General features: G+C 73.4%; 14 protein-coding genes. 10 read left to right on the forward strand and 4 right to left on the reverse strand.

The window, feature by feature from the left end; all coding sequences use genetic code 11:
- Nucleotides 1-18 precede the first annotated feature (18 nt).
- Nucleotides 19-2805, reverse strand: a complete 2787-nt coding sequence (locus KBY32_RS03940; protein WP_210978907.1) for a lysylphosphatidylglycerol synthase transmembrane domain-containing protein — start codon at nt 2803-2805, stop codon at nt 19-21.
- A 186-nt stretch (nt 2806-2991) separates the two neighbouring features.
- Here KBY32_RS03940 and KBY32_RS03945 point away from each other — a divergent pair, with 186 nt between their 5' ends.
- The 5 genes from KBY32_RS03945 (at nt 2992) to nudC (ending at nt 13275) form a co-directional block, all read left to right on the forward strand.
- Nucleotides 2992-3378 (forward strand): MGMT family protein, encoded by a 387-nt coding sequence (locus tag KBY32_RS03945; RefSeq protein WP_210978908.1) that lies wholly within the window; start codon nt 2992-2994, stop codon nt 3376-3378.
- Between the two features lie 311 nt (nt 3379-3689).
- On the forward strand, nt 3690-7043 hold the full coding sequence (locus tag KBY32_RS03950; protein ID WP_210978909.1) for an ATP-dependent DNA helicase: 3354 nt from the start codon (nt 3690-3692) through the stop codon (nt 7041-7043).
- Between the two features lie 117 nt (nt 7044-7160).
- Nucleotides 7161-10763 carry an ATP-dependent DNA helicase gene (locus tag KBY32_RS03955; RefSeq protein WP_210978910.1) on the forward strand — a complete coding sequence of 1201 codons (3603 nt, stop codon included), beginning with the start codon at nt 7161-7163 and terminating at the stop codon, nt 10761-10763.
- Nucleotides 10764-10773: 10 nt separating this feature from the next.
- Nucleotides 10774-12177 (forward strand): dipeptidase, encoded by a 1404-nt coding sequence (locus tag KBY32_RS03960; protein ID WP_210978911.1) that lies wholly within the window; start codon nt 10774-10776, stop codon nt 12175-12177.
- A gap of 156 nt (nt 12178-12333) precedes the next feature.
- Nucleotides 12334-13275 (forward strand): NAD(+) diphosphatase, encoded by a 942-nt coding sequence (gene nudC / locus KBY32_RS03965; protein WP_055621910.1) that lies wholly within the window; start codon nt 12334-12336, stop codon nt 13273-13275.
- Nucleotides 13276-13393: 118 nt separating this feature from the next.
- Here the strand turns inward: nudC and KBY32_RS03970 are convergent, their stop codons facing one another.
- Nucleotides 13394-13636 carry a mycoredoxin gene (locus KBY32_RS03970; protein WP_055621911.1) on the reverse strand — a complete coding sequence of 81 codons (243 nt, stop codon included), beginning with the start codon at nt 13634-13636 and terminating at the stop codon, nt 13394-13396.
- Between the two features lie 183 nt (nt 13637-13819).
- On the opposite strand from KBY32_RS03970, the gene KBY32_RS03975 reads away from it, so the two are divergent.
- The 5 genes from KBY32_RS03975 to KBY32_RS03995 all read left to right on the forward strand — a co-directional run bounded on the left by KBY32_RS03975 (nt 13820) and on the right by KBY32_RS03995 (nt 17728).
- A complete protein-coding gene (locus KBY32_RS03975; protein WP_210978912.1) occupies nt 13820-16018 on the forward strand; it encodes an ATP-dependent DNA helicase UvrD2 in 2199 nt (732 codons plus the stop codon).
- Nucleotides 16019-16183: 165 nt separating this feature from the next.
- Nucleotides 16184-16510, forward strand: coding sequence for a hypothetical protein (locus KBY32_RS03980; protein WP_108708580.1), 327 nt, complete (start codon nt 16184-16186; stop codon nt 16508-16510).
- 175 nt (nt 16511-16685) lie between these two features.
- Nucleotides 16686-17054, forward strand: coding sequence for a WhiB family transcriptional regulator (locus tag KBY32_RS03985; RefSeq protein ID WP_055621914.1), 369 nt, complete (start codon nt 16686-16688; stop codon nt 17052-17054).
- A complete protein-coding gene (locus KBY32_RS03990) occupies nt 17051-17374 on the forward strand; it encodes a hypothetical protein (RefSeq protein WP_055621915.1) in 324 nt (107 codons plus the stop codon). Before KBY32_RS03985 ends, KBY32_RS03990 begins: the two co-directional genes overlap by 4 nt.
- 132 nt (nt 17375-17506) lie before the next feature.
- Nucleotides 17507-17728, forward strand: a complete 222-nt coding sequence (locus tag KBY32_RS03995; protein WP_210978913.1) for a hypothetical protein — start codon at nt 17507-17509, stop codon at nt 17726-17728.
- A gap of 85 nt (nt 17729-17813) precedes the next feature.
- Here the strand turns inward: KBY32_RS03995 and KBY32_RS04000 are convergent, their stop codons facing one another.
- Both KBY32_RS04000 and KBY32_RS04005 read right to left on the reverse strand, forming a co-directional pair.
- The gene (locus tag KBY32_RS04000) at nt 17814-19190 is read right to left on the reverse strand and encodes an AarF/ABC1/UbiB kinase family protein (protein WP_210978914.1); all 1377 of its coding nucleotides are present in this window, start codon (nt 19188-19190) and stop codon (nt 17814-17816) included.
- The gene (locus tag KBY32_RS04005; RefSeq protein WP_210979160.1) at nt 19183-20403 is read right to left on the reverse strand and encodes a TOMM precursor leader peptide-binding protein; all 1221 of its coding nucleotides are present in this window, start codon (nt 20401-20403) and stop codon (nt 19183-19185) included. Before KBY32_RS04005 ends, KBY32_RS04000 begins: the two co-directional genes overlap by 8 nt.
- Nucleotides 20404-20521 lie beyond the last annotated feature (118 nt).

Genomic DNA, 20521 nt, shown 5'->3' on the forward strand with positions numbered 1-20521 from the left:
GTCGGGTGCTGAGCCGCCCTACAACGCGCCCTTGCGGCTCAGATGGTTGAAGGCCAGCCACCCCGGCAGCACCGGCAGCCACAGGGTCAGCAGGCGGAACAGCAGCACCGCGGGCGCGGCGACCTCGCTGGGCAGGCCGACGGCGATCAGACCGACGGTCAGGGTGGCCTCGACGGCACCCACGCCGCCCGGGGTCGGCGCGGCCGAGCCGAGCGCGTTGCCCGCGAGGAAGACGACGGCCACGCTGGCGATGCTCAGGGAGGTGCCCTCGCTGCCGAACGCCCTGATCGAGGCGTCCAGGCACATGACGAAGCAGGCGGTCAGCAGCAGCATGCCGCCGATGCCGGTGATCAGCTTCTGCGGCCGCTGGAGCACATCGAGCATGCGCGGCACGACACCCGCGAACAGCGACCTCACGCGCGTGACGACGAACTTCCGCAGGAACGGCACCGACGTCACGACGAGCACCAGCACCGCCACCGTCAGCAGACCGGCGATGACCGTGCGGGACGGCGACAGGGAGGGCGTCTTCTCGGTTCCGGTGAGGTAGCCGAAGGCCAGCAGCATCAGGATGTGGCAGCCGAGCCCGAACAGCTGCGACGCGCCGACACTCGCCACCGCGAGCCCCGGCCGCACTCCCGCGCGCTGCAGGAAGCGGGTGTTCAGGGCGACACCGCCGACCGCGGCCGGCGCGACGATCTTCACGAACGACCCGGCGACCTGCGCGGCCACCGTCCGCCGGAACGGCACCCGCTCCGGCACGAACCCCAGCAGAGCCATCGCCGCGGCGAAGTAGCTGGCGGCGGAGAACAGCACGGCCGCGGCCACCCAGCCCCACTGGGCGTTCGCGACGAGCGGGCCGAACTCGATGTGGGTGAGCTGCGTGAGCAGGAAGTACGCGCCGATGGCGCCGGCGATGAAGCTGATCAGGGTGCGCGGACGCACCCGCTCCAGCCGGGCCGGCTCGACCGGTGCCTGCGGCCTGATGCGCAGCACCTCGTGCCGGATCAGGGTGAGCAGGTCCTCCTCGCGCGCGTCTTCCAGCGCCTCGTCCAGGGCCCGCTTCTCGGCCCGCGCCTGCGCCCGTACGGTCTTCTTGTCCGGCTTGTCGGAGCCGGTCCCGGCGTCGGTGGCGGCCTCCTCGCTGCGGGCCTGCTTGGACAGCCGGGACGCCTCCAGGACGGCCTCGCGCTCGCGTTCGGCGCGTTCCCTGGCGAGCCGGCGCAGCGTCGCGCGCGTGGAGCGGCTCAGCGCGATGGGCTGGAGCATCGGCAGGCAGTCGGCCACGGCGTCCGGACCGAGCACGCCGACCGCCGAGGCCACGGCGCGCTCGGCGCCGACCCGCAGCCCGACGGTGACCAGCAGCTGGGAGATGTCCATGCGCAGCAGCAGGCTGTTCGCCGCGATCTCCCCTATGCGGAGATCGGTGATGATCACCTTGCCGGAACGATCCACCAGGATGGCGTCACCGACCAGCCTGCGGTGCGCGATACGGCGGGACTGCAGCGCCTTGACCTGGAGCCAGGTGTCGCGCAGCAGATCGTCGGTGATCTCGTCGTCCGCCAGCGAGTCCAGGGTGCGGCCGCCGGTGTGCTCGTAGACGAGCATCACGGCGTCCGGGCCGAGCTCGGAGGTGGCGATCAGCTTGGGCGCGTTGGCGCCGGCCGCGATGGCCGCGTAGGCGAGCAGGGCCTCCTGCTCCAGGGCCTGCCGCAGCGACTGGAGGCTGCTGCGGGTGGCGAAGCCGCGCAGCGTGAGATTGCGCCACGCGCGGTAGAAGAAGCCCTGCGCCTGCTGCTCCCGGTCGACGACCGTGACGTCCAGCGGAGGCCCGTCCTCTAGGGTGACGAAGTAGCGCCGGCCGCGGTCGGTGGCGGTCTCCTGGGCATCGGCGACCTCCTCGCGGGCCGCGCTCACCGGGCGGAAGCCGACGTGCCGCAGGCCCGCCATCAGGGTCCGTCCGGTCGGGCGTACGTTGGGCGAACCGACGGCATAAAGCGTGCCGTAGGCGACGGCCCAGCCGATCAGCAGCGTCAGCAGGATCGAGAACGGCGTGGTGTAGCCGGTGACCAGCATCGAGAACGCGTACAGGACCAGGACCGCCCACAGGACCGCGCGCCAGCGGGGTCTGCGGGACATGCCCACGGCCGTCATGTACGCGATGACCGGCGCGAGATAGCCGTGCACCGGGTCGGTGAGCGAGCCGACGTCACCGGGGGAGGGCTGGGTGAGCGCGTCCCGGATGGACTCCGGGGCGGCCCGCGCGACCCACAGGTCTGTGGCGAGTGTCACCCCGTGCGCGAGGACGGCCGCCAGGACGCCGTCCGCGATGCGCAGCCCGTCCCGCTTGATCAGCCGTTCGATCGCGAAGGCCACAGGGACCAGCAGGATGGCGATGCTGGAGACCAGACCGGCGATCTTGCTGAAGACGTCGGGCGCCTGCCCGGTGCCCTTGTTGATGTCCTGTTCGAGGCCCGAGGTGGTGCCGTGCGCAAACGCGGCGACCGCGAGCAGCAGCACGATCCCCAGCACGCCCACCAGGACCCGGACGAGGTCGGAGGGGCGGTGCACGCGCGCGGGGAGGAGCGGCTCGTCGCCCTCGACCTCGTCGGCGTACGCCTCCTCGGCGTCCCGCCCTGCCGTCTCACCGGCCTCGGGGCCCGTGCCGGAACCCTTCCCGATCTGCTCTTCCTCGCCGGCGGCGGCCCCCTCGGGGTCCTTGTCGCCCGCGCGCGCGGTGTCAGGGCGCGACGAAGCGCCGGACGTGCTCTCCGCGTCCTCCGGGTGCACGCCCTGCTGCTTCATCGTCTCTTCTTGATCTCGTATCACCAGTCACCGCCCGCACGATGGTGGCATGCCCCACCGACACACAGGGGCATCAGGGTGCAAACGCGGGGGCGCACAGTCTGCCGGAAGCGGGGCCCCGGGGCGAGGGCTACGCACGGTGGCGGGCGCGTCGCGTTGTCGGTGGGGTGCGGCAGGATGGGGCGGATGAGCGAGGAGAGCCTGCCGGACACCGCCCGACCGGAGCGCGCGGACGCGCTGCCGGAGTACGCCGAGCGGGTCCTGGAGGTCGCCGAGCTGATCCCGCCGGGGCGCGTCATGACCTACGGGGACGTCGCCGAATGGCTGGAGGAGGGCGGGCCCCGCCAGGTGGGCCGGGTGATGGCCCTCTACGGGGGCGCCGTCCCGTGGTGGCGGGTGGTCCGCGCGGACGGCGTCCTGCTGCCCGGCCACGAGCTGCGGGCGCTGGAGCACTACCGCGCCGAGGGCACCCCCTTGAAAGAGGTCAGCAGGGCGGCCGAGGGCCACCTGCCGCGCCTCGACATGAGGCGGGCGCGCTGGGACGGCGGCGGACGCGCACAGGGTCACACCTGACAGCTTCCGCCATCGGCGGGCCCGCCGTGTGACCCGTGACGCGTCCGGGGGCAGGAGGGTACGTCCGAGGCATGACGTACGTTCGTTAGGCGAGGGGCGCAGGTGCCAGGAGTGACCCGAGGGATGAAGCGGAAGCCCTGCTTCCGTGAGGTCCCGCGGCGTAGCGTCGGCTGCGCGTGTCCCCCTCATCCCGCGGTCACCGCCCGCCCCGCCCGGAAAGCGGCCGACCGCGACCCCGACCACTGTCCCCCGACGACGGCGCACCGCGCCGGCCACGACCCCATGCACACCCACCAGGACCGGCGAACCACGTGAGCTCCTCTTCCTCCACCAGGCGCCTGTCGCACACCCCGGTGCGACAGGGGGCCCGTGGCGCTTACCGGTTGGTGCGTACTCCTCCGGCCCAGGCGGCTCCCCCTCGTCTGGACGCCGCACAGCGCTCGGTGGTTGACCACAGGACCGGGCCGATGCTCGTCCTCGCGGGCCCGGGCACCGGCAAGACGACCACGCTCGTCGAGTCGGTGGCGGAGCGCATCGCGCGCGGGGGCGATCCCGAGCGCATCCTCGTGCTGACGTTCAGCCGCAAGGCCGCCGTGGAGCTGCGCGACCGCATGGCGCTGCGCATCGGTGCCGCCCGCGCGCCCCAGGCGACCACCTTCCACTCGTTCTGCTACGCCCTGGTCCGCGCCCACCAGGACCACGACCTGTTCGTCGAGCCACTGCGGCTGCTCTCCGGTCCGGAGCAGGACGTCACCGTCCGCGAGCTGCTCGCGGGCCAGCCCGAGCTGGAGCGGCTCGGGCTCGCCCATGTGCGCTGGCCGGACGAGCTGCGCGCCTGCCTGACCACCCGGGGCTTCGCCGACGAGGTCCGCGCGGTCCTCGCCCGCAGCCGTGAGCTGGGCCTCGGCCCCGGCGCTCTGGACGACTTCGCCCGCCGTATCGGCCGCCCCGACTGGCGGGCCGCGGCCTCCTTCCTCGCCGAGTACCTGGACGTCCTCGACCTCCAGGGCGTTCTCGACTACGCCGAGCTGGTCCACCGCGCGGTCCTGCTCGCGCAGCGGACCGACGCCGCCGAGGCGCTCGCCGCGCGCTACGACGCCGTGTACGTCGACGAGTACCAGGACACCGACCCGGCGCAGGTACGGCTCCTGCGCGCCCTCGCCGGCGGCGGCCGCACCCTGGTGGCCTTCGGCGACCCCGACCAGTCGATCTACACGTTCCGGGGCGCCGATGTGAACGGCATCCTGGAGTTCCCGCACGCCTTCCCGCGCGCGGACGGCCGCCCCGCCCCCGTAGAGGTCCTGCGCGTCTCCCGCCGCTCCGGCGCCGCGCTGCTGGCCGCGACCCGGCTGCTGACCCGGCGCATGCCGCTCACCCGGCTCCCGGCCGACAAGGTCCGCGCCCACCGCGAACTCGCCCCCGTCCGCGAGGGCGGCCGGGTGGAGGTCTTCACCTACCCGACGGCCGGCACCGAGCTGGACAACATCGCGGACATCCTGCGCCGGGCCCACCTGGAGGACGGCGTCCCCTGGAGCGACATGGCCGTCCTGGTCCGGGCCGGCTCCCGCACCATCCCGACCGTCCGCCGCGCCCTCACGGCCGCCGGAGTGCCCCTGGACATCGACGGCGACGACCTGCCCCTGCGCCACGAACCCTCCGTCGCGCCCCTGCTGACGGCACTGCGCGCGGTGGCGACGGCGGAGGCCGGCCCCTCCGACAGGCAGGGGCACGGCTCACCGGAAGACCCGGACGGCCCGGAGGCGGCCACCGCCGAGGCTCCCTGCTGGCTCGACACCGAGACCGCCCTCACCCTGCTCACCTCGCCCCTGGCCGGCATGGACGCCGCCGATCTGCGCCGCCTGGGGCGAGCCCTGCGCGACGAGGAGCGGGCCGGAGGCAACCCGCTGCCGCCGCCCTCCGACGACCTGCTCGCCCGCGCGCTGGCCGAGCCGGAGCGGCTGGCCGTGCACGACCCCGCGTACGCGCGGGGCGCGCAGCGGCTCGGCGCGCTGCTCCGCAAGGCCCGCGAGCGCCTCGCGGGCGGCGGTACGGCCGAGGAGGCGCTGTGGGACCTGTGGGAGGGCACCCCGTGGCCCACCCGCCTGGAACGGGCCGCCCGCCGCGGCGGCGCCGCGGGCCGTAACGCCGACCGCGACCTGGACGCCGTATGCGCGCTGTTCGCGACGGCCGCGCGCGCGGAGGAGCGCACCGGCGGCCGGGGCGCCCTGAACTTCCTCGAGGAGATCGACGCCGAGGACATCGCCGCCGACACCCTGAGCCGGCGGGCCGTACGCCCGGACGCGGTGCGCCTGATGACCGCGCACCGTTCCAAGGGGCTGGAGTGGCGCCTGGTCGTCGTCGCCGGGGTCCAGGAGGGCCTGTGGCCCGATCTGCGCCGCCGGGGCTCCCTCCTGGAGGCCGACCGGATCGGCCGTGACGGGCTCGCCGAACCGCTCACCCCGGGCGCGCTGCTCGCCGAGGAGCGCCGGCTGTTCTACGTGGCCGCCACGCGCGCGCGTGAACGGCTCGTCGTCACCGCCGTGAAGGCCCCCGCCGACGACGGCGACCAGCCGTCCCGGTTCCTCACCGAACTCGGCGTGGACCCCGCCGACGTGACCGGCCGGCCCCGCCGCCCGCTGTCCGTGGCCGCCCTCGTCGCCGAGCTGCGGGCGACGACGGTCGACCCGCGCGCGTCCGACGCCCTGCGCCGGGCCGCCGCGTTCCGGCTGGCCCGGCTGGCCGCGCTCTCCGACGACGACGGCCGCCCCCTGGTGCCCGCCGCCCACCCCTACCGCTGGTGGGGCATGTTCGAACCCACCGAGTCCAAGGTGCCGCTGCGCGACCGCGACCAGCCCGTGGTGCTGTCCGGGAGCGCGCTGGACCAGCTGGCCAACACCTGCGCCCTGCAGTGGTTCCTGGGCCGCGAGGTGAAGGCCGACGCGCCCGCGACCGTCGCCCAGGGCTTCGGCAACGTCGTCCACGTCCTCGCCGACGAGGTCGCCTCCGGGCACACCCCGGCCGATCTCGACGTCCTCATGGAACGCCTCGACTCCGTCTGGAACGCCCTCGCCTTCGACGCCCCGTGGAAGTCCGCGCAGGAGAAGTCCCACGCGCGCGCGGCGCTCGAACGCTTCCTCCGCTGGCATGTCATGGACCGCGCGGGCCGCACCCCGGTGGCCAGCGAGCACGACTTCGACGTGACGCTGGAGGCCGGCGACTTCGAGGTGCGCATCCGCGGCCAGATGGACCGCGTCGAGGCCGACGCCGACGGACGCGCGTACGTGGTCGACTTCAAGACCGGCAAGCAGGCCCCCAGCGCGGCCGAGGTGGCCCGCCACCCGCAGCTCGCCGTCTACCAGCTCGCCGTCCGCGAGGGCGCCGTCGACGACGCCTTCGACGGCGCCCGGCCCGAACCGGGCGGCGCCGAGCTGGTCCAGCTGCGCCAGGGCGCCGCGAAGCGGGACGGCGGCGACACCCTGCCCAAGGTGCAGGCGCAGCAGCCGCTGGACGGCCCCGAGGGGGAGTGGGTCGGCGACCTGCTGGCCACGGCGGCCGGCAAGGTCCTCGACGAACGGTTCACGCCCACCGCGGGGCAGCACTGCACCCACTGCGCCTTCCGGGCGTCGTGCAGTGCCCGCCCCGAGGGACGGCACGTGGTCGAGTGACCGCACCCGCCGGCGACCGGCGTGACCGATCGCACCACCCGCTCCCACCTGCGCTTTCCCCACCCCGGCCGCCCGAACGGACACGGGCTGTCAGTGGCCGCCGCTAGCCTTCCTCAGGTGCCCGCCCGTATCACCGACCCCGAGCAGCTCAAAGAGCTCCTCGGCATCCCGTTCACCCCGGAGCAGACGGCCTGCATCACCGCACCGCCCGCCCCGCAGGTGATCGTGGCCGGCGCCGGATCGGGCAAGACGACCGTCATGTCGGCCCGCGTGGTGTGGCTCGTAGGCACCGGCCAGGTCGCGCCCGAGCAGGTCCTCGGCCTGACCTTCACCAACAAGGCCGCCGGTGAGCTCGCCGAGCGCGTCCGCAAGGCCCTAGTCCGGGCCGGCGTCACCGACCCCGACGCCATCGACCCGGACCGCCCGCCGGGCGAGCCCGTGATCTCCACCTACCACGCGTTCGCGGGCCGTCTGCTGACCGACCACGGCCTGCGCATCGGTCTCGAACCGACCTCCCGGCTGCTCGCGGACGCCACCCGCTACCAGCTCGCCGCGCGCGTGCTGCGCGAGGCCCCCGGCCCCTACCCGGCTCTCACCCGCTCCTTCGCCGACCTCGTCAGCGACCTGCTCGCCCTCGACGCCGAACTCTCCGAGCACCTCGTACGTCCCGAGGCGCTGCGCGCCCACGACGCCGAGCTGCTGCTCACCCTGCAGAACACCCGGCTCAGCAACGCCGACCTGCGCAAGGTCCCCGAGGCCGCCGCCGCGCGCCGCGAACTCGCCGACCTCGTCGTCCGCTACCGCGCCGCCAAACGCGAACGGGACCTGCTCGACTTCGGCGACCAGATCGCCCTGTCGGCGCGTCTCGCCGGGATGCCCGAGGTCGGCCGGCTGCTGCGCGACGAGTTCCGGGTGGTCCTCCTCGACGAGTACCAGGACACGTCCGTCGCCCAGCGCGTCCTCCTGGCCGGGCTGTTCGGCGACGGCACCGGCCACCCCGTGACCGCCGTCGGCGACCCCTGCCAGGCGATCTACGGCTGGCGCGGCGCCTCCGTCGCCAACCTCGACGACTTCCCCGAGCACTTCGCCCACGCCGACGGCCGCCCCGCCACCCGCCAGTCCCTCAGCGAGAACCGCCGCAGCGGCGGCCGCCTCCTCGACCTCGCCAACGGCCTCGCGGAGCCCCTGAGGGCCATGCACGCGGGCGTGGAGGCGTTGCGCCCGGCCCCGGGAGCCGAGCGCGACGGCATCGTCCGCTGCGCCCTCCTGACCACCCACGCCGAGGAGATCGACTGGATCGCCGACTCCATCGCCCACCTGGTGAACACCGGGAAGGCGCCGGGCGAGATCGCCGTCCTGTGCCGTACGGCCGGGGACTTCGCGGAGATCCAGGGCGCGCTCGTCGCACGGGACGTACCCGTCGAGGTGGTCGGCCTGTCCGGACTGCTCCACCTGCCCGAGATCGCCGACCTGGTCGCCGTCTGCGAGGTCCTCCAGGACCCCGGCGCCAACGCCTCCCTGGTCCGGCTGCTCACCGGCCCGCGCTGGCGCATCGGCCCGCGCGACCTCGCCCTGCTGGGCCGCCGCGCCCGCCTGCTCGTCTCCCACGCGCGCGTGGACGGCGACGACGACCCCGACCGCCGCCTCGCCGAGGCCGTCGAGGGCGTCGACCCGGCCGAGGTGATCTCCCTCGCGGACGCCCTCGACACCTTCCTGGAGACGCCGCTGGACGGCACCGGGGACGACGACGGGCTGCCCTTCTCGCCCGACGCGCGCGTGCGCTTCGCCCGCCTCGCCGCCGAGCTGCGCGATCTGCGCCGCGCCCTGTCCGACCCGCTCATGGACGTCCTCCACCGTGTCCTCGCCGTCACCGGCCTGGAGGTCGAGCTCTCGGCCTCCCCGCACGCGCTCGCCGCCCGCCGGCGCGAGACCCTGTCCAACTTCCTCGACATCGCCGCGTCCTTCGCGGCCGGCGACCACGAGGCCTCCCTGCTCGCCTTCCTGGCCTTCCTGCGCACCGCCGCCCAGTACGAGAAGGGCCTCGACAACGCCCTGCCGGGCGGCGACAACACCGTCAAGGTGCTCACCGCGCACAAGTCCAAGGGCCTGGAGTGGGACGTCGTCGCCGTCCCCGGACTGGTCACCGGCACCTTCCCCAGCACCCAGGGCCGCGAGAAGTGGACCGCCCAGGGCAAGGTCCTCCCGCACGAGCTGCGCGGCGACGCCGACACGCTCCCCGACGTCACCTCCTGGGACTCCCGGGGGCTCAAGGCCTTCCACGAGGCCATGAAGGAGCACCAGCACACCGAGGAGCTGCGCCTCGGCTACGTCACCTTCACCCGGCCCCGCTCACTGCTCCTCGGCTCCGGTCACTGGTGGGGCCCCAGCCAGAAGAAGCCCCGCGGGCCCTCCGACTTCCTGCTCGCCCTGCACGACCACTGCGCGGCCGGGCACGGCGAGATCGAGGTGTGGGCCGACGAGCCGGCCGAGGACGCGGAGAACCCGGCCCTGCTCCGTGAGGGCGCCGAGCACGCCTGGCCCCTTCCTCTGGACGACACCGCCCTGGCCCGGCGCCGCGCGGCCGCCGAGACGGTTCTGGCCCACCTCGAACAGCTGGCCTCCCAGGACGCCCCCGTCGCCGCGCACGACCCCGACACCTACGACGACCCGGACTGGCCGCCTCCGCCGGACGCGGACGCCGACCCCGACGAACCCGACCTGTGGGACGAGGCCCCTCTCGCCGACGATCCCTTCGACGAGGACCCTTTCGAGGACGACCCGTACGAGGGCGACGCGTACGACGAGGGGTACGAAGGCGCCCGGCACGAGAGCGCCCCCGAGCCTCAGACCCCCGCCCGCCCGGCGATCCCGCACCAGGCGGCGGAGCCCGGCACCCGCGCCCCGGCCCCGGACCGGGACCAAACCCCCGACCGGGACCGTGGACCGTCGTCCCCCGTGCCGCCCGCGCGAGAGCGCCTCACGCCCGAGGAGGCCCGCACCCTCGCCTCCTGGGACCGCGACCTCGACGCCCTCACCGGCGAGCTCCTGCGCGCCCGCGCGAGCGTCACGGACGTACCGCTGCCCGCGTCCCTGACCGCGTCGCAGCTGATGCGGCTGGCCGCCGACCCGGACGGGTTCGCGCAGGAACTCGCACGCCCCATGCCGCGCCCCCCGCAACCCGCCGCACGCCGAGGCACCCGGTTCCACGCATGGGTGGAAGCCCGCTTCGAAGAGTTGACGCTGCCGATGATGGACCCCGACGAGCTGCCCGGCAGCGAGGCGGAGATCGCCGACGAACGCGACCTGGAGGCGCTCAAGGACGCCTTCGAGCGCACCGAGTACGCGCACCGCACGCCCTACCGGGTGGAGGCGCCGTTCCAGCTCGCGATCGCCGGCCGGGTCGTCCGCGGCCGCATCGACGCCGTGTACCGAAGCGGCGACGGCGACGAGGCGACGTACGAGATCGTCGACTGGAAGACCAACCGCGCCCGCACCGCCGACCCCCTCCAGCTCGCCCTGTACCGGCTCGCCTGGGCCGAGCAGCAGGGCGTCCCCCTGGAGGCGGTGGACGCCGTCTTCCTCTACGTCCGCAGCGGCGAGGTCGTGCGCCCGGACGAGCTGCCGGACCGCGCGGCACTGGAACGGCTGCTCACCGGTGAGCCGGCCGGGGAGACGGAGTGTGAGGAACCGCCCAATCAGGATGTCGGCGCGGGCCGATAGGCTCGGGAGTATGAGCCAGACCCCGGACGACGCTGTCCGTACGTACATCGAACAGCACAGCACCGCCTTCCTCGACGATCTCGCGGAGTGGCTGCGCATCCCGTCCGTCTCGGCTCAGCCCGCCCACGCGCCCGACGTGCGCCGCAGCGCCGACTGGCTCGCCGCCAAGCTGCGCGAGACCGGCTTCCCGACCGTCGAGGTCTGGCCCACGCCCGGAGCGCCCGCCGTCTTCGCGCACTGGCCCTCCGGCGACCCCGAGGCGCCCACGGTCCTCGTCTACGGCCACCACGACGTGCAGCCCGCCGCCCGCGAGGACGGCTGGGACAGCGAGCCCTTCGAGCCCGTCGTCCGCGACGGACGGCTGTACGCGCGCGGGGCCGCCGACGACAAGGGCCAGGTGTTCTTCCACACACTCGGCGTCCGCGCCCACCTCGCCACCACCGGCCGCACCGCCCCGGCCGTCAACCTGAAGCTGCTGATCGAGGGCGAGGAGGAGTCCGGCTCCCCGCACTTCCGCGCCCTGGTCGAGGAGCGCGCCGACCGGCTCGCCGCCGACGCCGTGATCGTCTCCGACACCGGCATGTGGTCCGAGGACACGCCCACGGTGTGCACGGGCATGCGGGGCCTCGCCGAGTGCGAGATCCGGCTGTACGGCCCCGACCAGGACATCCACTCCGGCTCGTTCGGCGGCGCCGTCCCCAACCCGGCGACCGCCGTCGCCCGCCTGGTCGCCGCCCTCCACGACGACCACGCGCGCGTGGCGATCCCCGGCTTCTACGACGGCGTCGTGGAGCTGACCGACCGCGAGCGCGAGCTCTTCGCCGAGCTGCCGTTCGACGAGGAGCGGTGGCTGGGCACCGCCCGGTCGCACGCCACCCACGGCGAGGCCGGCCACACCACTCTGGAGCGTGTCTGGGCCCGCCCCACCGCCGAGGTCAACGGCATCGGCGGGGGCTACCAGGGCCCCGGCAGCAAGACGATCATCCCGTCGTCCGCGCTGGTGAAGCTCTCCTTCCGGCTGGTCGCCGGACAGGACCCGGACCACATCGAGAAGGCCGTCCGCGCGTGGGCCGCCGAGCAGGTGCCCGCGGGGATCCGCTGCGAGATCACCTTCAGCGGGGCCACCCGCCCGTGTCTGACACCGCTCGACCACCCGGCGCTGCAGTCGGTCGTGCGCGCGATGGGCCGCGCCTTCGAGGGCCCCGTGCGCTTCACGCGCGAGGGCGGCTCCGGGCCCGCCGCCGACCTCCAGGACGTGCTCGGCGCACCCGTGCTGTTCCTCGGCATCTCCGTCCCCTCCGACGGCTGGCACGCCCCGAACGAGAAGGTCGAGCTCGACCTGCTCCTCAAAGGCGTCGAGACCACCGCCTATCTGTGGGGTGATCTGGCCGCGCACTGGCGTCATGCGCCCTGAGGCACCGCACCCGCCCGGAGCGGCAGCACACGCGCGGCACACTGGAAACGCCGTCCCACGCCGCCGAGCCCTGCCGTCCCCGGTCACCTCCCATCCCATGTCCCGCCGATCCACCCGCCGAAGCACACCGTTCCACTGGGGGAGTTGGAAGCACCCGTGACCACCTCGACCGACCACACCGCCGACCGACCCGTCTCGCTCACAGCCCCGAGCGGCATCGACCGCGCCGCCCACCACCGGCTCGACGAGGCCTGGCTGGCCGCGGCGTGGAGTCACCCCACGACCCGCTGCTTCGTGGTCTCCGGGGGCCAGGTCCTGATCGACGAGACGCCGGACGGACGCACCGAACTCGTCATGACGCCCTCGTTCGAGGCTCCCCTCACCGAGGCGCACCGCTACTTCCTCGGCATCGACGAGGACGGCGTCAGCTACTTCGCCCTGCAGAAGGACGCCCTGCCGGGCCGTATCGACCAGTCCGCGCGCCCCGCGGGACTGCGCGAGGCCGGACTGCTGCTGTCGCCGCGCGACGCGGGGCTGATGGTGCACGCCGTCGGCCTGGAGAACTGGCAGCGCACCCACCGCTTCTGCTCCCGCTGCGGCGAGCGCACCGTCATCGCCGCGGCCGGGCACATCCGCCGCTGCCCCGCCTGCGGCGCCGAGCACTACCCGCGGACCGACCCGGCCGTGATCATGGCAGTGACCGACGAGGAGGACCGCATCCTCCTCGGCCGCCAGGTCCACTGGCCCGAGGGCCGCTTCTCCACGCTCGCCGGATTCGTCGAGCCGGGGGAGTCCATCGAGCAGGCCGTGCGGCGCGAGGTCTTCGAGGAGGCCGGCATCCACGTCGGTGGGGTCGAGTACGTGGCCAGCCAGCCCTGGCCCTTCCCCTCCAGCCTCATGCTCGGCTTCATGGCCCGGGCCACCTCCACCGACATCGACGTGGACGGTGACGAGATCCACGAGGCCCGCTGGTTCTCCCGCGACGACCTGCGTACGGCCTTCGAGTCGGGCGAGGTCCTGCCGCCGTACGGCATCTCGATCGCGGCCCGCCTGATCGAGCTCTGGTACGGCAAGCAGCTGCCGACGCGCGGAGTCTGACCGGCGCGGGAGCCCATGGGCACAGACGAAGAGCGTGGCGGCCCCGCTGGGGGACCGCCACCCTCTTCGTCGCTCTTGATTCAGCCGCCGGACCGGACGTCCGGAGCAGCGGGCAGGCTCAGACGCCGACCTTCTGCTTCACCTGGGCCAGCGACGGGTTCGTCAGCGTGGAACCGTCCGCGAACAGCACGGTCGGCACCGTCTGGTTTCCGCCATTGGCCTTCTCGACGAACGCGGCGGACTCGGGGTCCTGCTCGATGTTGATCTCGGTGTACGCGATGCCCTCGCGGTCCAGCTGCTTCTTCAGCCGCTGGCAGTAGCCGCACCAGGTGGTGCTGTACATCGTCACAGTGCCCTGCATGTCTCGCGCGCTCCTCGGATAGTTCGGGGATCGGGTCGTCCGCTGGGGGAACGTACGGGACGGGCCCGCCATTCCCACCCGGGGTATGCCGCGCACGTGACGCCTGCCGCATTCGTACGACTATCCCTGCCCGCCTGTGGACAACCGGCGCGGCCGTCTCCGGCGACCTGGCAGCATGAACGTGTGACAGCAGCAACGCACTCCACCCTGTTCCCGCAGGTACCGGACTCCCCCGACGCCGTGCTCGAAGGGCTCGACCCCGAGCAGCGCGAGGTGGCGACCGCCCTGCACGGTCCGGTGTGCGTGCTCGCGGGCGCCGGCACCGGCAAGACCCGGGCCATCACCCACCGCATCGCCTACGGGGTCCGCGCGGGCATCCTCCAGCCCGCCAGCGTGCTCGCCGTCACCTTCACCGCCCGCGCCGCCGGCGAGATGCGCGGCCGGCTGCGCCAGCTCGGCGCCGCCGGGGTCCAGGCCCGCACATTCCACTCGGCCGCGCTGCGACAGCTGCAGTACTTCTGGCCGAAAGCCGTCGGTGGCTCCATGCCGCGGATCGTCGACCGCAAGGTCCAGCTCGTCGCCGACGCGGCCGCCGCCTGCCGCATCCGCCTCGACCGCAACGAGCTGCGGGACGTCACCGCCGAGATCGAGTGGTCCAAGGTCACCCAGACCGTCCCCGGCGACTACGCGCTCGCCGCCGCGAAGGCCGGACGGGAGGCCCCCCGCGACCCCGCCGAGATCGCCCAGCTCTACACCGTCTACGAGGACCTGAAGCGGGACCGCGCCGTCATCGACTTCGAGGACGTCCTGCTGCTGACCGTCGCCGTCCTCCAGGACCGCCAGGACATCGCCGAGCAGGTGCGTTCGCAGTACCAGCACTTCGTGGTCGACGAGTACCAGGACGTCAGCCCGCTCCAGCAGCGCCTGCTGGAGCTGTGGCTCGGCGAACGCGACAGCCTCTGCGTGGTGGGGGACGCCAGCCAGACGATCTACTCGTTCACCGGCGCCACCCCGGACCATCTGCTCGACTTCCGCACGCGCCACCCCGGAGCCACCGTCGTCAAGCTGGTCCGGGACTACCGCTCCACCCCGCAGGTGGTCCGCCTCGCCAACGGCCTCCTCGCCCAGGCCCGCGGCCGCGCCGCCGACCACCGGCTGGAACTGATCTCCCAGCGCGACTCCGGCCCCGAGCCGGTCTACACCGAGTACGCCGACGAACCGACCGAGGCCGAGGGCGCCGCCCGGCGCATCCGCGACCTGCTGGACGCCGGGGTCCCGGCCGCCGAGATCGCCGTCCTGTTCCGCACCAACTCGCAGTCCGAGACCTATGAGCAGGCCCTCGCCGACGCGGGCATCCCCTATCAGCTGCGCGGCGCCGAGCGGTTCTTCGACCGCCCCGAGGTACGCAAGGCGAGCGTCGCCCTGCGCGGCGCGGCCCGCTTCGGCGCCAACGACTCGCTCCTGGACGACGTCGTGGACCTGCCTTCGCAGGTGCGTGCCGTGCTGTCGGGGGAGGGTTGGACGTCCGAGCCCCCGGCCGGCTCCGGTGCGGTCAGAGAGCGCTGGGAGTCGCTGGCCGCGCTGGTCCACCTCGCCCAGGACTTCGCCGCGGCCAAGCCCGGCGCGACCCTCGCCGACCTGGTCGCCGAGCTCGACGAACGGGCGAACGCCCAGCACGCCCCCACCGTCCAGGGCGTCACCCTCGCCTCCCTGCACTCGGCGAAGGGCCTGGAGTGGGACGCCGTCTTCCTGGTCGGTGTCGCCGAGGGCATGATGCCGATCTCCTACGCCAAGACCGACGAGCAGGTGGAGGAGGAGCGCCGCCTGCTCTACGTCGGCGTCACCCGCGCCCGGCGCCATCTGCATGTCTCCTGGGCGCTGACCCGTGCTCCCGGCGGCCGCCCCAACCGCCGACCCAGCCGCTTCCTGGACGGACTGCGCCCCGGCACCGCTGGGGCTGAGGGCCGGGCCGCGGCGGGCGGCGGTGCCGGGGGCGTCGAGCGGGGCTTCACCAGCCGGCGCGAGAGCGCCCCGAGACGGACGCAGCGCACCCCCGCCCGCTGCCGGGTCTGCGGGCGCACCCTCATCGACGCCGGTGAGATGAAGCTGATGCGCTGCGAGACCTGCCCCTCCGACATGAACGAGGGCCTGTACGAGCGGCTGCGCGACTGGCGGGCTGAGCAGGCGCGGCGCAGCGGCCAGCCCGACTTCTGCGTCTTCACGGACCGCACCCTGATGGCGATCGCCGAGGCGGAGCCGAGCAGTCCGCATGAGTTGGCCCGCATTCCAGGTCTCCTCAAACGGAAGCTCGACCGCTACGGAGCCGATGTGCTGGCCATATGCGCAGGTCAGGAGATTGAGGAGAGCGAAAATGAGGACTGACGGGAACTCGTCCCAAAAATAGTTTGCGCATGCCCCAGCGATCCCCATAGGTTCTTAACCACGCGAACGGAGGCCTTCTCGGAGGCCCCTGATCCGTGATGTACTTGCATACCCGCAGGACTGGTGCACACCAGTCCCCCGAGACGCCGAGAGGAGGCGAGTCCAGTGATCAGCATCAACGCCAGCTCCATCAGCACCGCCAAAATGACCGATCGCTCGGTCGTCGCCTCCCTGTGCATGCTCGGCGCCTCGGACCAGGGCACCGGTCTGTCCGGCATTCGTGCCGTCCGTCCGGCGTCCGCCGTGTCCCTCGCGGGCCTTCCCGTCCGTGAGCGCAATGAGCGACCGACCAAGGCACTGGAAGCGGCAGTAGTGGCACAGGCGCAGGCCTATGCCTTTACGGCGACCGGTGCCGGATTCCGGAAGCAGACGACGCAGCACCACCAGATGTGGGCCTTCCGTGGGCCAGAACCCTGGAGTGATCCAGCCTGATCGCAGATCAGGCCGGCGCCTTCAGGGCCGCGGAACCCCATCCGGGATCCGCGGCCCTTCTGTTTGCCCTCTCACAGGGGGCGACAGAGCGAAGGGGCCTCGGGACAGGCAAGACCCGGTACCAGCCGCCAACCGGTCCAACAGGACCGGAACGAACAGACGAGGAAGACGAACCGTGCAACTCGAAGCGCACGCCCCGTCCGTACCGCCTTCAGACGTGATTCCCAAGCCTGGCTCCACGGAGGACCCGACCTTGACCCCCCTCACCGCGCTCACCGCGCTCGACGACGCCATCGAGAACCTCGGCGTGCCCGTCCCCTGCCGTTCGTACGACCCGGAGGTCTTCTTCGCCGAGTCGCCGGCGGACGTCGAGTACGCCAAGTCCCTCTGCCGCACCTGCCCGCTGATGGAGGCCTGCCTCGCCGGCGCCAAGGAGCGGCGTGAGCCCTGGGGCGTCTGGGGTGGCGAGCTGTTCGTCCAGGGTGTCGTCGTCGCCCGGAAGCGGCCGCGTGGCCGCCCGCGCAAGAACCCGGTCACGGCATGAACATCACCGGAACGATCGACCGCCCCCTCACGCACGACCCCCAGAAGCAGGCCCCGATGAAGCCGTCCACCCACGAGAACGCAGGCTCCGCGCCTGAAGACTTCACCAGCAGTGGCGCCACCACCGCGCGCCAGAACAGGAACCGAGAGATGCAACTCATCCAAGAAGCCCTGGCACGTGCGCATATGCACGACCTCCAGCACGAGGCGCAGCGGGAGCGCCAGGCCGTGCGCCTGGCGACCGCTCGCCGGATGCAGCGCCGGGCCGAGCGCGCCTCGCTGCGCGCCCGCCGGGCGCTCGCCATGGCGGTCATGCAGTAATCGCCGCACCGCCGGTGGGTCTCCCACCGGCAGGGCACCGACTCCTCGCGGGGGCCGATCCGTCACGAACGGAGCGGCCCCCGCCGTGCGTTGTCCGGGCTACCGGTGGGCACCGGCGTTATCGTCGGGTGGGTGACGAGTCCTCCCGGCAGTGACGGCGACGGCGACCGCGGCTCCGAGGCCGAGCCCCAGGCACAGCCGCTGGTGTGCGCCCGCTGCGGCATCCGCGCCGACGGACCGCGCCCCACCTGGACCTGCTCCGTGGAGAACGGCGCCCGGATCCACTTCTGCGACACCTGCTCACGCGAGAACCTCCGCGCGATCGAGGGCAGGCTCGACTCCGCCTGGTGGTAGCGCCGCCCGAGCAGCCCGTGTAGGCCGGGCAGCCCGTGTGGGCCGAGGAGCCCGTATAACCCGCGCAGCCCGTGCGGCCCCCGGCTCAGGCCTCCGCCGCCGAGTCCTCCTCGTCCGTGTAGTCGTAGTCCTCCGGCGCGAACCCCGGCAGCCACTCCTCCAGTTCCTCGCGCAGCCGCACGGTCGCCCCGAGCTGACACAGCACGCCGATGGTGCTCAGCGTCACCCGGTGGATGAGGAGATAGGCGGGCGGCAGATTGAGCTGCTTGCCCAGCTGGTAGGCGGGGGAGCGGGGGTCGGCCACCCGGGCCGCCTGACTGCGCATCCAGCCACGGGTGAAGGTGAACTCCTCGACCTGCGCCGGTTCGATGATCGGCAGCAGGTAGTCCATGACGGCCTCGGGCTCCAGGGCGATCGTCTCCTTGACGAAGCCCTCGCCGCACAGCATCTCGTAGACCGCGTCCGCGTCGCCGTCCAGCGTCATGCGCAGCGACTCCCCGATGGGCGTCGGCAGACCCCCCGGGAGCCGGTCGACCGTGCCGAAGTCCAGCACACCCAGCCGCCAGTCGCCGTGGCCGTCCGGGTCGCCCGGCAGCAGCCGGAAGTTCCCCGGGTGGGGGTCGGCGTGCAGCAGGCCGGTGCGGGCCGGGCCGGAGAAGAGGAACCGGGCCAGGAGCTGACCGGCGCGGTCGCGCTGCTCCTCGGTGCCGTCGGAGATCACCTCCGAGAGCGGCACACCGTCCATCCACTCGGTGATCAGCACCTCGTCGCTCTGGTGGACGACCGCCGGGACGACGACGTCCGGGTCGTCCGCGAACTCCTCCGCGTGCGCCTGCTGGGCCTGCGCCTCCAGGCCGTAGTCCAGTTCCTCGGAGACGCGGTCCTTCAGCTCCGAGATGAGCGGCTTGATGTCCATGCCCGGGATCAGGGGACCCAGGAGCCGGGCGAAGCGGCTCAGCTGGTTCAGGTCGGACAGCAGGGCCTCCCCGGCGCCGGGGTACTGCACCTTGACCGCGACCTCACGGCCGTCGTGCCACACGCCCCGGTGGACCTGGCCGATCGAGGCGGCGGCGGCCGGCTTGTCCTCGAACTCCAGGAACAGCTCGCGCCAGTCCTCGCCGAGCCGCTCCGCCAGCACCGCGTGCACGGTGCGCGTCGGCATCGGCGGGGCGGCCTCCTGCAGCTTGGTGAGGGCCGCGCGGTACGGCCCGGCGATCTCCTCGGGCAGGGCGGACTCGAAGACGGACAGCGCCTGGCCGAACTTCATGGCGCCGCCCTTGAGCTCGCCGAGGACCTTGAACATCTGCTCGGCGGTCCGTTGCTGCAGCTCGCGGCCGACGATCTCCGCGGACTCACCGACGATCCGCTTGCCGAGTCCCCAGGTCGCCCGCCCGGCGAAGCCGAGCGGGAGCGCGGCGAGCTTGGCGGTGCGGGTGACCGCCTTGCGCGGAAGATCAGACATGCGCCCTCCAGATCCGAGCCGGCCGTGCGGTGCCCCCCTCGCGGCGTGGCGTCTTCGACGGCCGTTCCCTCGCCATTGTCTCGTGCGACCCCGCCTTCGCGGAGGGGTGTTCCCCCTCACCTTTGTCCGCGGCACCGCACGAGCAGGCACGATGCGCCCAGATCGGACGGGCGTGCCAGGTCAGACCGGGTAGTGTCACTTCCCACCGCGCACCCGCCGTCGAGGGGATCCGGCCGTCGAGGAAGGCGAGGGCGTGCGCGGCGGCCAGTCCGGCGACCGTGGTGGCCAGCGCGAGATCGCAGGGTGGCACCGGCCGTGACCTGCCCCGGCCCGACCGCCACTGGGCGACCAGACGCGGCCACGCCGGGTCGCGGTCGGTGCGGTCCGCGTCGAGGCAGCCCGCGCAGGCCGTCTCGCCGGGCAGGACGAGGGGGCCGACCACACCGGTTCCCTCGACCACGCCGACGTACAGATGGGGCGTACCGGAGTCGATCAGTGGTTCGGCGGCGGACGGTGACGGGGCGTGCACGCCGATGTCGTCGCGCGGGGCGATGATCACCAACGAGTGGCCCTGGGTGTCCTGTCCGCGGGGGGAGCGGGTGTCCCGGCGCGGCGGGCGGTCCGGGGCATGCCGGCGGGCCACCCTGCGCGCGGCCTCGTCCCTGCGGTCGCCGACCGTCTCCGCCGGCAGCCCGCCCGGCGTCACGTCCCCCGGCTCGACCCGCCCGATGTCGCGCACGTCCACCTCACCGACCCCGGCGCCCGCCAGCAGAGAGGCGAGCGTCGCGCCCACCCGGCCCGCGCCCCGGACCTGCACCCGCGCGGCACGCCGGGCGGCGAGGCGGCCGATCGCCTCGCCCGGGTCGGAGGTGGTCAGGGACAGCGAGGCCAGATCGGGACGGAGCCGGTCCAGGACGGCCTTTCTGCGCCGTAGCAGGTCGCCCCCCGGCCCGCCGCCCCGGGCGTCGTCGAGCAGACCGGCCCGCGCGAGCCGTCGCAGCAGCCCGTCGACATGCCCGTCGGGCAGGTCCATCCGCCGGCCCTCCTCGCGGAGCAACTCCGGTCCCCGGGTGCCGTTCAGCAGATCGAGGAAGCTGCCCGTCGCGGTGTCCATCGGCCCCAGCGTCAGCGCGTGCGCCGGAGTCATCCCGAACTGCACCGTATTGAGATCGCGCCAGGCGCGCCGCAACGCGGGCTTCAGCAAGGGCGCCAGCGGAAGCCCCACCCCGGCCTCCGCCCTGTCCGCCTCCGCCTCATCCGCCCTATCCGTCGTCTCAGTCGTATCCGTCGTATCCGTCGATGGTGCAGTGCGCATGAACAGGCCCCCGTAG

Origin of the sequence: Streptomyces sp. RK62, from assembly GCF_018070255.1 — a bacterium.
GTDB lineage: Bacteria > Actinomycetota > Actinomycetes > Streptomycetales > Streptomycetaceae > Streptomyces > Streptomyces nigra.